This window comes from Streptomyces niveiscabiei, assembly GCF_033794345.1.
GTDB classification, from domain to species: Bacteria; Actinomycetota; Actinomycetes; order Streptomycetales; family Streptomycetaceae; genus Streptomyces; species Streptomyces niveiscabiei.
The window spans coordinates 25,903-40,104 of record NZ_JARAYJ010000031.1; the positions used below are offsets into that span (position 1 = coordinate 25,903).

Sequence of the window (14,202 nt, forward strand, 5' to 3'; positions counted from 1 at the left end):
AAGTCGGTGTGTCGGTGGGCGGGGCTGGTGCGGAAGGGGGCGACCCTGAGTCCTCCGCCGGTCAGGTGGCTTCCGGCGAGGGGGATCAGAGCATTCAGGGCCAGCGGGGGGCGCTCGACACCGAGGCCGGGGGCGGGGGTGCCGGGGTCTCGGCAGACGGTGAGGTCCGTGGTGAGGTGAACGGGGGCTCGGCCGGGAGTGCCGGTGACGCGGGCGGGGCCGGAAGCGTCGAGGCGGGTACGGATGGCGGTGCCGGGGGCGGGGACTCCGACTCCGGGTCCGGCGTTGCCGAGGCCGGGGCTCCGGGGGTCGTGACCGAGGCCGGTGCTTCCAGTGGCGGGGCCGGTGCTGGGGCCTCCGGCGCGGTGTCTGGGACTGGGGCTGGTGTCTCGGGTGCCGAGGGTGGTGCGGCTGAGGCCAGGGCTGGCGTCCCGGGGACCGGAGGCGGTACGCCGGGGACCCGGGCCGGTATCGCTGGTGCCGAAGGCAGTGCGGCCGGGGCTAGGGCCAGTGTCCCGGCTGCCGAAAGCAGTACGCCCGGGACCGGTATCGCGAGCACTGAAAGCAGCGCGCCCGGCGCCGGGGCTGGTGTCCCGGGTGCCGAAAGCGGTACGCCCGGTGGTGAAGGCGGTGCCGTCGGTGTCGACGCCCGTGCCGATGTCTCTGGTGCTGAACCCGGCGTCGGTGAGCCAAGTGTCGTACCCGGCGCCGACCTTCCTGGTTCCGCGTCCGGTGCCGGTGACCCAAGTGCCGTGCCTGGCGCTGACGCCCCCGCTGTTCAGACCGGCGCTCAAACCGGTGCCTCCGATGCACAGTCCTCCGGCAACGAGCCTCAGTCCCAGGACCCCGGTTCCGTTCACGGCTCGGAGGCCCTCTCGCCGGGTGCCGATGCCACCGACCCGCGCGCCGGCACCCCCGCGACCGACGCCGCCGAACCCGGCAACGCCGTCGCGGAGAGCACCGGCCCGGAAGACCCCGGTGCCGTCGACACGGACGTACCCGAGTCCGCCTCGGCGCCCACCGCTCCCGAGGCCGCTCCCGGCTCCCCGGACGGTTCCTGGCCGCTTCCGGCTCCGCAGCAGCCTCCCGTACCGCCTCTCCCCCCGTCGTACGAGCCCGCCGCCCCGGCCCCGGCCGCCCAGTGGCCCACCCAGCCACAGCCGCCCGCCGACGCGCAGGCCGCAGCCGCAGCCGCACAACCGCCGCAGCACCCGAAGCCGCCGCAGGCCGCGCCCTCCGCGCAGCCGCCGCAGGCTCCCCAGGGCACACCCCCGGGCTGGCCCCCGTCCCAACCGGGCCACGGCTTCCCGCAGCCCCCCGCGAACCAGGCCACTCCTCCGGCGGGCTACGGCTTCCCCCAGCCCCCGAACACGGCCCCGACCCCCGACGCCCAGCCCGGCCACGGCTTCCCGCAACCCCCTGCCGCCCCGGGCGCCTCCGCGAACCCGCAGCAGCCGATGCCCCCTGCCGGTCACGGCTTCCCGCAACCGCCCGCCGCCCCGGCGAACCCGGCGGCGCCTCCCGCCGGTTACGGCTTCCCGCAGCCCAACCCCGCCCAGCAGGGCACGCCCCCCACCCCGCCCGCGGGCTACGGCTTCCCGCAACCGGGCACTCCGGCGAGCGCGGCCCCGACGCCCCCGGCCCCGCCGGCCGGCTACGGGTTCCCCCAGCCGAACACCTCCGCGGACACAACCCCGACACCTCCCGCCCCGCCGGCCGGCTACGGCTTCCCGCAACCCGGCACTCCGGCGAGCGCCGCCCCGACCGCGCCCGCGGGCTACGGGTTCCCCCAGCCGAACACCCCCGCGGACACAACCCCGACACCTCCCGCCCCGCCGGCCGGCTACGGCTTCCCGCAACCCGGCACCCCCGCGGACGCCACCCCAGCCCCCCGGCCGAGCGCGGCCCCGACACCCCCCACCCCGCCCCCCGGCTACGGCTTCCCCCACCCCGGTGCCCCCGCCGCTCCCCCGCAGCCCCTCCCCCCGGCGCAGCCGGACGGCTCCGTGCCGCCCGCCGGGTACGGAGCCGGGAATCCGCAGACGCCTCCGGTCGACCCCCGTACGGGCATGGCCTGGCCGCAGCCCGTGCAGCATGATCACCGGCAGCCGGTGAATCCCGGTGCCGCGCCGCTCGGTTACACCGCTGCTGTCGAGCTGTCCTCGGACCGGCTGCTGAACAACAAGAAGCAGAAGGCGAAGAGCAGCAGGCCGGGTGCGGGTGGGTCGCGGTTCAAGCTGGGCGGGAAGAAGGAGGAGGCGGAGCGGCAGCGGAAGCTGGAGCTGATCCGTACGCCCGTGTTGTCGTGTTATCGGATCGCCGTCATCAGCCTCAAGGGCGGCGTGGGCAAGACGACCACGACGACCGCGCTGGGCGCGACCCTCGCGACGGAGCGGCAGGACAAGATCCTCGCGATCGACGCGAACCCGGACGCCGGGACGCTGGGCCGCAGGGTCCGGCGGGAGACCGGGGCGACGATCCGGGACCTCGTGCAGGCGATCCCGTACCTCAACTCGTACATGGACATCCGCCGCTTCACGTCGCAGGCGCCTTCGGGTCTGGAGATCATCGCGAACGACGTCGACCCGGCCGTGTCGACGACGTTCAACGACGAGGACTACCGCCGGGCCATAGACGTGCTGGGCAACCAGTACCCGATCATCCTGACCGACTCCGGCACGGGGCTGCTGTACAGCGCCATGCGCGGCGTCCTGGACCTCGCCGATCAGCTGATCATCATCTCGACGCCGTCGGTGGACGGCGCGTCCAGCGCGAGCACCACCCTGGACTGGCTCTCCGCGCACGGGTACGCCGACCTCGTCGCCCGTTCCCTCACGGTCATCTCCGGTGTCCGCGAGACCGGCAAGATGATCAAGGTGGAGGACATCGTCAGCCACTTCGAGACGCGGTGCCGGGGCGTCGTGGTGGTCCCGTTCGACGAACACCTCGCGGCGGGCGCCGAGGTGGACCTGGACATGATGCGTCCGAAGGTCCGCGAGGCGTACTTCCACCTGGCGTCGCTGGTGGCGGAGGACTTCGTACGCCACCAGCAGTCGCACGGTCTGTGGACGAGCGACGGCAACCCGCCCCCGGTGGCGGCACCCCCGATGCCGGGCCAGCAGATGCCGGGGCAGGGAATGCCGGGCCCGTACCCGGGTCAGCCGTACCCCGGCCAGCCCTACCCCCCGCAGCAGGGCTACCCGCCCCAGCAGTGACAGAAGGGCGGCCGGTGTCGGAGAACACCGGCCGCCCTCAGCTTCGTACGACTACTTCTCCTCCGCCGCCGCGACCAGTTCCCGGCACCTCTTCACATCCAGCGCCATCTGCTCCAGCAGCGCCTCAAGCGAGTCGAACTTCGCCTGCCCCCGGACGTACGCGAGGAAGTCGACGGCGACGTGCAGCCCGTACAGGTCGAGCCCCACCCGGTCGATCGCGTACGCCTCGACCGTCCGCGTCGTGCCGTCGAACTGCGGGTTGGTGCCGACGGAGATCGCCGCCGGCATGGCTTCGCCGTCCGCGTGCAGCCACCCCGCGTACACCCCGTCCGCCGGGACGGCGGTGTGCGGGAGCGTCTCGACGTTCGCCGTGGGGAACCCCAACTCCCGCCCCCGGCGCGCCCCGTGGACGACGACGCCCTCGACCCGGTGGGGCCGTCCGAGGATCTCGCCCGCGCCTTCGATGTCCCCCTCGGCGATGAGCCGCCGCGTCAGCGTGGACGAGAACGGCTGACCGCCGCCCGCCTCTCCGGCGACGAACAGATCGACGACCTCGACCTCGAAGTCGTACACGGCACCCTGCTCGACGAGGAACTCCACGTTCCCCGCGGCCTTGTGCCCGAACCGGAAGTTGGGGCCCTCGACGACGGCGCGGGCGTGCAGCTTGTCGACGAGGACCTTGACGACGAACTCGGCCGGCGAGAGCTTCGAGAACTCGGTGGTGAACGGCAGCACCAGCACCGCGTCGACACCGAGCGCGGCCATGAGGTCGGCGCGCCGGTGGTGGGGCGCGAGCAGCGGCGGGTGGCTCCCCGGCCGCACGACCTCACTGGGGTGCGGGTCGAACGTGACGACCACGGCCGGCACCCCCAGCTCCCGCGCCCGCTCCACCGCGTGCCGGACGATCAGCTGGTGGCCGCGGTGGACTCCGTCGTAGGAACCGATGGTGACGACGCTGCGCCCCCAGTCCTGGGGGATGTCCTCCAAGCCACGCCAGCGCTGCACTGTGACCGCTCCTCGAACCCGTGTCCGTACCGACTCATGGAATTACGCAACCCTAAGGGTGCCATGTCCGGCGCCGCCCGCTCTCATCGGCATCGGCGCTGTGACGGGGCGCACGTGGTCATCCGGGGACGCCCGCCCCCGCGAGGTTCTCGATCATGCGGCGCGCGCCGGGGCCGACGACCGTCGCCCACTCCTGCGGGGCCTCGCCGATCCACGCGGCGACCCGCGCGGCGAAGCCCGGCACGTGCCGGCCGAGGTCGACGAGGCCCCGGTCGAAGCGGGTCGCGCCGTCGGGGGTGCGGACGAGGAGGCGGCCCGCGCGGTGGACGAGGTCGCGGGAGCGGTGGTGGGCGGCGGCGTGCAGGAAGGACGTGAGGACGGCCGGGTCCTGCTCGTGGGTGAGGAGGAACTCGCGGAGTTCCGTCCGCAGGGATGAACCGTCCGGCGTCGCGAGGACGCCGGCGAGCGCGGACCTCACCTCCTGCGGGGACGCCGTCAGCAGCGCGGTGACCAGGGGGTGGAGTACGGGTCTGGCGGGCGGGCCCTGTCGCAGTCTCACGTCCACGTACGCGGCGACCGCGCGCGCCGTCTCCGGTCGGCGCTCCACCGTCTCCCGCACCATGATCGCGATGCGTCGGGCGAGGGGCTGGGCGGTGACCTCGGCGAGCGCGCGCAATGTCGTCGTCGGGTCCGTGTCGGGGCGGGCCAGGCGGGTGCGGAAGGCTTTCAGGACCGGTTCCGTGTGGGTCCTCAGCGCCGGGAGCAGGGCGGTGGGCGGGAGTTGGGGGTCGGCCGCCGTGAAGTGGGCCAGGGTCTGCGGGAGATGGGCCGTACGGATTCTCGGGTCCTGGACGAGGAGGCCCAGCGCGCCGCCCTGGAGCGGGAGTTCGGTCAGGAGTTCCTCCGCCGCGTACCTCAGGAGGTCGCGGTCCGCGTCCGTCGTCACGTGCGGGGCCGCTCGCAGGCCGTACGAGACGGCCGCGACCCTGCGGGCCGGGCGCGTGTCCCTCGCCCATCTGTCGACCGCCCGGCACACGGCCGACGGTTCGTCCTCCGCGAGGGCGCCGAGCAGTTCGTCCGCCCTGCGGTGGCCGCAGCCGACGAGGACTTCCGTGAGGTCGTCCAGCGCCCGGTGGCGGTACGCGTACAGCAGTGCCTGCGCCGCCGCCGCGACCGTCGCCTCCGGGGCGCCCGGGAGGGGGCGGTCGTCCTCGAACCACAGGGTGAGGTGGGGTTGCACGGCCCCCGCGTCCGCCGCGAGCAGGGTCGCGACCGCGTCCAGGTAGCGGGGCGCCGCGGTCTCCCCCGGGGGCGGGTCCGCTCGCAGGAGGTGGCGCAGGAGGGTGAAGAGAGGGGCCGGGGGGAGGTTCAGGGACGTCCAGAAGGACGGGAGGAACGTCGTGGGCCGGACCGTTCCACGCGCCACCACGTGGTCCGCCAGCGCGTGCAGGACGTCCAGGTACGGGGTCGCGTCCGGGAGCCTCAGGAGGGTCTCCGTGAGGAGGCGCGCGGGCCACCACGCGTCCGGGGTCTCGTCCAGCGCCCGCGTCAACTTCCGTAGGTGCGACGCCAGTTCCGCCGGGCCCTGTTGCCTCGCCACCAGCAGCAGGGACTGGACGACCGGGCCGATACGGTGGTGGGGCACCGGAACGAGGTGCGTGCCGCGGGGGCGGTGGGCCAGCGATCTCAGCGCCTCCTCCAGGTCCAGGTGCATGCCCTGGATCCAGTCCGCGAGTTCCTCGTGCGCGAAGCGGTAGCCCGTGCCGGCCGGGACGATCAGGCCCTCCGCCAGCACTGCCGAGGCCCACCCCGTCACTCCGCCCGGCCTGCCCGGTGCGTGTCCCCAGGGGAACACCTCCTCGAACGCGGTCCTGTCCAGCTCCCCTTGGCCCGGGCCGAGGCTTCTTCTCGCGGCCTCGTGGACCTGGCCGGAGACCCGTGCGGCCAGCCGCTTCACGGCGGTTCCCCGGAGGGTGTTGCCCGCTGCCAGCCGTACCGCGATACGCAGGCACATCAGGTCCAGGTACGCGGCGAAGACGTCCTCCCGCTCCGCGTTCGCCGGGGGCGGGACGTCGGGGAGGGCCGCGCGGATCTCCGAGAGCAGGCGGATGCTGAGAGGGTGGCGTACGGCGTCGGGGGCGAGGGCGAATGCGGGAACCCTGTAGCGGGCGCGGGCGATCTCGGCTTCACCTGCCGTGAACTCCCCCAACTCGACGCAGTCCGGCAGACCTCCTTCGCCCCCGCCGCCCCTACCCGTCCCATCCCCGGGGGCTACGCCCCCGGCCCCCCGCTCCGGCCCTGAAGGGGCCTTGTCCTCAATCGCCGGACGGGCTGGATGGTGGGGGCCTGTGGAGGGGGGTGGGGGGGTGTTGGGGGTGGGGATGACCGAGGTGGTGGGGATGGCCGAGGTCATGGGGGTGACCGAGGTGACCGAGGTGGTGGGGGTGGCCGAGGTCGTGGGGGGGACCGAGGTTGTCAGGGTGGCCGAGGTCATGAGGGTGGCCGAGGTCGTCGGAGTGGCCGCGGTTGTCGAAGTCTCGGCGGGGTTGGGGGCGCGGGCGTCAGGTGCCGGGTGGGAGGGGACGGTGCCGGGTGGGGTGGTCTCGGATGGTGGGTACGGTTGCCTCGGCTCGGCCGGGGTCGGGCGAGTGGCTTGGGTTTCGTCGGAGCGTTCCTCGGGGGTTGGGCTCGTTTCCGGGTGGGGGGAGCGGGTCGCTTGGACCGCCGGGTCGGGTGAAACAGCCGTCAGGTGTCCGGGGTGCGGGCCGTTCAGTTCACCGCCGGCGGGCACGCCGACTCCGGTGGTCGGGTCGCCGGGGGCCGGGCCGTTCGGTTGGCCGCCGCCAGCCACGCCTACCCCGACAGTCGGGCCCCCGACAGCCGCGCCATCCAGTTGACCGCCACCGGCCACGCCTGCCCCGGCGGTCACGGGTCCAGGGTGCGGGACGTCCCCCGGGTTCACCGCGTCGGCCCCGTGCCTCGTCGGCTCGGGCTCGCCGGTCTGCGGGGCCCCTGGGAGTGGGGCGGTGGCTTCGGGGTGGTGGGCCCGTGTCGGGGTGCCTCGGTCTCGGGGGGTCGGTGTTTCCGTGGTTGTCCTCGTGCCGTGCAGCATGTCCCTCGGGAAGCCCGCGCCCGCTGCCTCCCAGTACTCCGCGCGGCAGGCCACCACGAGGCGGGCGCCGGTTTCGCGGAGCCAGGTCACCGTGCCCGCCGTCCAGGCCGCGAGGCGGTGCGCCAGGACGGGGGGCATTTCCTCGGGGCCGTCCAGGAGGAGGAAGAGGGGGCGGCCGGCGGTGAGGGCGGTACGGGAGAGGTCCGCGGGGGTGACGGTCTCCGGGTCGGGGGGTGCCGTCGGGGCCTGCGAGGTGGTCACGATCCGCGCGGCCCTGCGCAACGCGCGCCCCGCCGCGTCCGCGAGGGACTCGTCCTCGTCCCTCAGGTCCGCTCCCCGCAGCCACAGGGTCGGCGCGGGCTCGGCCGCCCGGTACCGCCGCGCCGCCAACGCCGCGAGTTCTGTCGTACGCCCGCTCCCGGGCGGCCCGACCAACGCGAGCACGGAAGCGGCCCCACCGGTGAACGCGGCGAACTCCCGCACGGTGACCTCCCGTTCGACAGGCAGCACAATCCCGTTCCCCGAACCCCCCACCCACACCCCTGGCCCGCCCCCCCGAGCACCCCCCTCCCCCTCGAACCAACTCCCCCCTCCCCCACCAGCCCCGCCCTCACCGACAGGCCCACACGAACCAGCCTCGGCCGCACCCCCCTCACCGACACTGCCACCCCAGCCAGCCCCAGCCACCTCACCCCCACCAACCCGCCCACGCCAAGCCCCCCTTGCCGTCTCCCCCTCCCCAACCCCCGCCCAGGCGGGCCCAGCCGCCTCACCCCCACCAGGTCCAGCCACCTCACCCCCGTCAACACCCTCACCCCACGCAGCCCGGCCCCCCTCACCCCCGTCGGCACCATCCCCCCGAGCCACCCCCGCTGCCCCGCCCCATCCAGGCTCCTCGCCCTCCACTCCCCGCGAGGCCCCTCCGACGGTCTCCCCCGGCCACCCCCCGACGTACCCCGCCAGCGCCCCCGGAGGCCCGTCCGAGCCCACCGACGTCGCCGTCAGTTCCAGCACGCCGGCCAAGTTGAGGTCCGCCCCGTACGCGGGGACGGTCGCCGCGTTGCGTACCAGGAGGTGCGCCAGGGCGGGGCTGGTGGTCGCCGCTGCCCGGAGGGGGATCGCGAACCCCACGTCCCGGTGGTCGGACTGGAGCGCTGTGCCGAGGACCGCGACGACCGTTCCCGTGGCCGCGTCGAGGACGGGGCCGCCCGCGGCGCCGCCGCCGAGGCGGAGGGCGTCGCGGCCGGTGGTGCCGATCGCGAGTTCCAGGGTGTGGGGCAGGAGGTGGAAGCGGTCGGTGGCGGTGTAGGTCGCGGGGGTGGTGGAGAGGACGCGGGCCTCGCGCCAGCAGCCCGCGGCGAGGCGGACGTACGTACCCGTCGGCACTTCGGCGCGGGTCGTGACCGGCAGGGGGTCCGTGGCGAGGCCCTCCGTGTGGACGAGGGCCAGATCCAGTTCGGGGAGGAGGGTGACCGACTCGGACGTGACGATGCAGGTGCGGTCTCCGGCGCCGTGCAGGACGATCCGGGGGAGCCCGTCGACGGCCTCGTGGGCGGTGATGAGCGTGCCGTGGTGGTCCGCGAGGAAGCCGACCCCGCGGGGGCGCCCGGCGAGGTCCCGGATGCGGACGACGACGTCCGGGAGGGTGAGATCCGTACCGTCCCCGGAGGGAACCCCCATCCGTCTGCCTCCCCGCCGCGCGCCTGCCCTTCCTCGACGGTAGGGCGGCGTTGATCGGCGGGACAGATCGCGAGGCGAACGCGCCCCCTCGCACTCCCCCGGTTCACTCCGAGCGCCCACCCGGACGGGTGAACGGACACGCCGGAATGGACAACCCTGGAGGTGGGGGAACCGAGGGGGGTCCGTGGAGCGGCGCAGCACACCCCGTGCGCGCCGCTCCACAGGAAAGCGGCCGGAAAAACAGCCGGGGGAACCCCGTCAGCCGAAGACCGCCAGGCTCTTCGCCTTCCCCTTCTCCGACTCCACCAGCGCCAGGAACCGGCCCTCGGGGTCGAAGACCGCGACCGCGCCGGCGCCCGCGTACTCGTCGGGCATGTCCAGCCGGACCCCGTTCAGCAGGAGCCGCGCGCGCTTCGTGTCGACGTCCCAGCGGCGGAACGCGGCGGACGCGGCGTCCGCGACCGGCATGACCGTCAGCTCCTGCTGGAGCTGGTCGAGGGTGCGGGCGGAGTCCAGCTTGTAGGGGCCGACCCGGGTGCGCCGCAGCGCGGTGAGGTGGCCGCCGACACCGAGTCCTGCGCCGAGGTCGCGGGCGAGGGCGCGGATGTACGTACCGGAGGAGCAGACGACGGAGACGACGAGGTCGAGGACGGGGGTGCCGTCCTCGGCGACGGCCTCGCGGACGTCGTACACCTGGAAGGAGGAGATCTTCACCGGCCGGGCGGGGATCTCGAAGTCCTCGCCGTCGCGGGCCCGCTTGTACGAGCGGACGCCGTCGATCTTGATGGCGCTGACCTTGGAGGGCACCTGCATGATGTCGCCGGTGAGCTTGGCGACACCCGCGTCGACCTGCTCGCGCGTCACCGCCGACGCGTCGGCGGACGCCGTGATCTCGCCCTCCGCGTCGTCCGTGACCGTGGTCTGGCCGAGCCGGACCGTGCCGAGGTACTCCTTCTCGGTCAGCGCGAGGTGCCCGAGGAGCTTCGTGGCGCGCTCGACGCCGAGGACGAGGACACCCGTGGCCATCGGATCGAGCGTGCCGGCGTGGCCGACGCGGCGGGTGCGGGCGATGCCGCGCATCTTGGCGACCACGTCGTGGGAGGTGAAGCCCGACGGCTTGTCGACGATGACGAGGCCGTCGGGCGGGGTGGGCTTGCTGGTCATTCGGCGCTGTCGTCCGTCTCGTCGCCGGGCTTCTTGTACGGGTCGGCGCCGCCCGCGTAGTCCGCGCCGGCGGAGGCCTCGCGGACCTTCTCGTCGGACAGGCGCGCCTTGTCGAGGAGGTCCTCGATGGTGCGGGCGTTGTCGGGGAGGGCGTCCGCGACGAACGTCAGGGTCGGCGTGAACTTCACGCCGGCCGCGCGGCCCACCTCGGAGCGCAGGATGCCCTTGGCGCTCTCCAGTCCGGCCGCGGCCTCCGCCCGCTCCTCCTCACCGCCGTACACCGTGTAGAAGACGGTCGCCTCCCGCAGGTCGCCGGTGACCCGGGCGTCCGTGATGGTGACGTGCGTACCGAGCCTGGGGTCCTTGACCCCCCGCTGGAGCTTCTGGGCCACCACTTCTCGGATGAGGTCCGCCAGCCTCTTGGCGCGCGCGTTGTCGGCCACTGGTCCGTCTCCTTCGTCACTACTACTTGCAGCTTGCTTCAGTCTTCGTCGCCGTGGAGCCTGCGTCGAACCGAGAGCAGCTCCACCTCGGGCCGCGCGGCGACGAGGCGCTCGCAGCGGTCGAGTACATCGGTCAGGTGTTCCGTGTCCCCGGAGACCACCGCGAGCCCGATCTCGGCCCTGCGGTGGAGGTCCTGGTTGCCCGTCTCGGCCACGCTCACCGCGTACTTGCGCTGGAGCTCGGCCACGATCGGGCGGACGACGGAACGCTTCTCCTTCAGCGAGTGGACGTCGCCGAGGAGGAGGTCGAAGGACAGAGTCCCCACGTACATGTGCGTCCGGATGTCCCGCCGGTTCGGGGTACTGGCGCCGCGTTCGGGCACCGATACGGGAACCGTACACGCAACGGCCGGGGCCGATCGACGGAAATTTCTCTCCGCCGACCGGCCCCGATCGCGTGCAGATCAGACGCGCGGCTTCTCGCGCATCTCGTACGTCGCGATGACGTCGTCGATCTTGATGTCGTTGAAGTTGCCGAGGTTGATACCGCCCTCGAACCCTTCGCGGATCTCGGTGACGTCGTCCTTGAAGCGCCGCAGACCCTCGATGTTGAGGTTCTCCGCGATGACCTTGCCGTCGCGGACGAGGCGGGCCTTCGTGTTGCGCTTGACCTCGCCGGAGCGGATGAGGACACCGGCGATGTTGCCCAGCTTGGACGACTTGAAGACCTCGCGGATCTCCGCCGTACCGAGCTCGACCTCTTCGTACTCCGGCTTCAGCATGCCCTTCAGGGCCGCCTCGATCTCCTCGATCGCCTGGTAGATGACCGAGTAGTACCGGACGTCGACGCCTTCGCGCTCGGCCATCTGCGCCGCGCGGCCGGCCGCGCGGACGTTGAAGCCGATGACGATGGCGTCCGAGCCCATGGCCAGGTCGATGTCGGACTCCGTGACCGCACCGACGCCGCGGTGCAGGACCCGGATGTCGACCTCTTCGCCGACGTCGAGCTGGAGCAGGGAGGACTCCAGGGCCTCGACGGAACCAGAAGCGTCACCCTTGATGATGAGGTTGAGCTGCTGGATCTCGCCGGCCTTGAGCACCTTGTCCAGGTCTTCGAGGGAGACCCGGCGCACCCGCTTGGCGAACGCCGCGTTGCGCTCGCGAGCGGCGCGCTTCTCGGCGATCTGGCGGGCGGTGCGGTCCTCGTCGACGACGAGGAAGTTGTCGCCCGCGCCGGGGACGTTGGTGAGACCGAGCACCTGGACCGGGGTCGAGGGACCGGCTTCCGTCACGTTGTTGCCGTTGTCGTCGAGCATCGCCCGGACGCGGCCGTACGCGTCGCCGACGACCATCGTGTCGCCGACCCGCAGCGTGCCTCGCTGGACGAGGACCGTGGAGACGGCACCGCGACCGCGGTCGAGGCGCGACTCGATGGAGATGCCCTGCGCGTCCTGGTTCGGGTTGGCCCGCAGGTCGAGCGAGGCGTCGGCGGTGAGGACGACGGCCTCCAGCAGGGAGTCGATGTGCAGACCCTGCTTGGCGGAGATGTCGACGAACATGGTGTCGCCGCCGTACTCCTCGGCCACCAGACCGTACTCGGTGAGCTGGCCGCGCACCTTGGTCGGGTCGGCGCCCTCGACGTCGATCTTGTTGACCGCGACGACGATCGGGACGTCGGCCGCCTTGGCGTGGTTGAGCGCCTCGACCGTCTGCGGCATGACGCCGTCGTTGGCCGCGACGACCAGGATCGCGATGTCCGTCGACCGGGCACCACGGGCACGCATGGCGGTGAACGCCTCGTGACCCGGGGTGTCGATGAAGGTGATCGCGCGGTCCTCGCCGTTGACCTCGGTCGCGACCTGGTAGGCACCGATGTGCTGGGTGATGCCGCCGGCCTCGCCCGCAATGACGTTCGTCTTGCGGATCGCGTCGAGAAGACGCGTCTTGCCGTGGTCGACGTGACCCATGACGGTGACGACCGGCGGGCGGACCACCAGGTCCTCCTCGTCGCCCTCGTCCTCGCCGAACTCGATGTCGAACGAGCCGAGGAGCTCGCGGTCCTCCTCCTCCGGGCTGACGATCTGAACCGTGTAGTTCATCTCGCCGGCCAGGAGCTCCAGCGTCTCGTCGGAGACGGACTGGGTGGCGGTGACCATCTCGCCGAGGTTCATCATGACCGCGACGAGGGACGCCGGGTTGGCGTTGATCTTCTCCGCGAAGTCGGTGAGCGACGCGCCACGGGAGAGACGGATCGTCTCGCCGTTGCCGCGCGGCAGCATCACGCCGCCGACGCTCGGGGCCTGCATGGCCTCGTACTCCTGGCGCCGCTGCCGCTTCGACTTGCGGCCACGACGCGCGGGACCGCCGGGACGGCCGAAGGCGCCCTGCGTGCCACCACGGCCACCGGGACCGCCGGGACGGCCACCGAAGCCGGGACGACCGCCGCCGCCACCGCCACCGGGGCCACCGGGACGACCGGCGAAGCCGCCACCGCCACCGGCACCGCCACCGCCGCCGGGACGGGCGAAGCCGCCACCGCCACCGGGACGGCCGGCGAAGCCGCCGCCACCACCGGGACGACCGCCACCGCCACCGGGACGACCGGCGCCACCGGGACCACGGCCACCGGGGCCGCCACCGGGACGCGGGCCGGCAGCCGGACGCTGCGGCATCATGCCGGGGTTGGGACGCGGACCACCGGGACGCGGGCCACCGGCACCGGGACCCTGCGGACGCGGCATGCCGCCGGGCGTCGGACGGGGACCGCCCGGAGCCTGCGGACGGGGACCGCCGCCCTGCTGGGCACCGGGGCCCTGCGGACGGGGACCGGCGCCGGGAGCGCCACCGGGGCCGGGACGCGGACCCGCACCCTGCGGACGCGGGCCCTGCGGACGGGGGGCGCCCATGCCGGCGTTGCCACCGGACGTGAACGGGTTGTTGCCCGGACGGGGACCGGCCGGACGGGCGCCCGGACGAGCGCCGGGAGCGCCACCGGGGCGCGGACCACGGTCACCGGACGGACGCTGGCCGCGCTCGCCCTGGCCCTGCGGGGCCGGACGGGCACCGGGCTTGGGCGCCGGGCCGGGACGCGGACCGCCGGGGCGGGGCGCCTGCGCGGCGGGCGACTGCGGGGCCGGGGCCGACGGCGGAGCGGTGAACTCCGGGACGGCCGGGGCCGGACGCGGCGCGGGCTTGGGGCCCGGACGCGGACCCGCGGAAGGCGCCTGGGCCGCGGGGGCCGGCGCGGAGGGTGCCTGGGCGGCGGGCGCGGGGGTCACCGGCGCGGCCGGAGCCGCGGGTGCCTGCGCCGCCGGGGGCTTGGGGGCCGCCGGCTTCGGCGGACCGGGGCGTGCCGACGTCGCCGGGGAGGGCGCGCCGGGCTTGGGTGCAGCCTTGCGGGGGGCGGGCTTGCCGCCGCCCTGGAAGGCGTCCGTCAGCTTGCGGACGACGGGCGCTTCGATGGTCGAAGACGCCGAACGGACAAATTCACCGAGTTCCTGGAGCTTGGCCATGACGACCTTGCTCTCAACCCCGAACTCCTTGGCGAGTTCGTATACCCGGACCTTAGCCACTTCGCTCCTTT

The 14,202-nt window shown here is 73.8% G+C and carries 7 protein-coding genes; 1 reads left to right on the forward strand and 6 read right to left on the reverse strand.

What is annotated here, in order from left to right; all coding sequences use genetic code 11:
- The first annotated feature begins 752 nt into the window (after window positions 1-752).
- Window positions 753-3,215: an AAA family ATPase gene (locus PV682_RS32545; protein WP_319735353.1), complete on the forward strand. Its 2,463-nt coding sequence runs from the start codon at window positions 753-755 to the stop codon at window positions 3,213-3,215.
- Window positions 3,216-3,266: 51 nt separating this feature from the next.
- Here the strand turns inward: PV682_RS32545 and PV682_RS32550 are convergent, their stop codons facing one another.
- From PV682_RS32550 to infB, 6 genes are all read right to left on the reverse strand, one after another.
- Window positions 3,267-4,220, reverse strand: a complete 954-nt coding sequence (locus tag PV682_RS32550; protein ID WP_319735354.1) for a bifunctional riboflavin kinase/FAD synthetase — start codon at window positions 4,218-4,220, stop codon at window positions 3,267-3,269.
- Window positions 4,221-4,338: 118 nt separating this feature from the next.
- Complete coding sequence (locus PV682_RS32555; RefSeq protein ID WP_319735355.1) at window positions 4,339-9,012, reverse strand: hypothetical protein; 4,674 nt, start codon at window positions 9,010-9,012, stop codon at window positions 4,339-4,341.
- 258 nt (window positions 9,013-9,270) lie between these two features.
- Window positions 9,271-10,176 (reverse strand): tRNA pseudouridine(55) synthase TruB, encoded by a 906-nt coding sequence (truB, locus tag PV682_RS32560; protein WP_319735356.1) that lies wholly within the window; start codon window positions 10,174-10,176, stop codon window positions 9,271-9,273.
- Window positions 10,173-10,619, reverse strand: a complete 447-nt coding sequence (gene rbfA, locus PV682_RS32565; RefSeq protein ID WP_319735357.1) for a 30S ribosome-binding factor RbfA — start codon at window positions 10,617-10,619, stop codon at window positions 10,173-10,175. The genes truB and rbfA overlap by 4 nt, the downstream gene beginning before the upstream one ends.
- Before the next feature lie 38 nt (window positions 10,620-10,657).
- The gene (locus PV682_RS32570; RefSeq protein WP_055719360.1) at window positions 10,658-10,951 is read right to left on the reverse strand and encodes a DUF503 domain-containing protein; all 294 of its coding nucleotides are present in this window, start codon (window positions 10,949-10,951) and stop codon (window positions 10,658-10,660) included.
- A gap of 132 nt (window positions 10,952-11,083) precedes the next feature.
- On the reverse strand, window positions 11,084-14,191 hold the full coding sequence (gene infB / locus PV682_RS32575) for a translation initiation factor IF-2 (RefSeq protein WP_319735358.1): 3,108 nt from the start codon (window positions 14,189-14,191) through the stop codon (window positions 11,084-11,086).
- Window positions 14,192-14,202 lie beyond the last annotated feature (11 nt).

Bases quoted from the DNA above. Each gene is read 5' to 3' on its own strand.
- PV682_RS32555 (WP_319735355.1), bottom strand. From the start codon at position 9,012: ATGGGGGTTCCCTCCGGGGACGGTACGGATCTCACCCTCCCGGACGTC.
- truB (WP_319735356.1), bottom strand. From the start codon at position 10,176: ATGACCAGCAAGCCCACCCCGCCCGACGGCCTCGTCATCGTCGACAAG.
- PV682_RS32570 (WP_055719360.1), bottom strand. From the start codon at position 10,951: ATGTACGTGGGGACTCTGTCCTTCGACCTCCTCCTCGGCGACGTCCAC.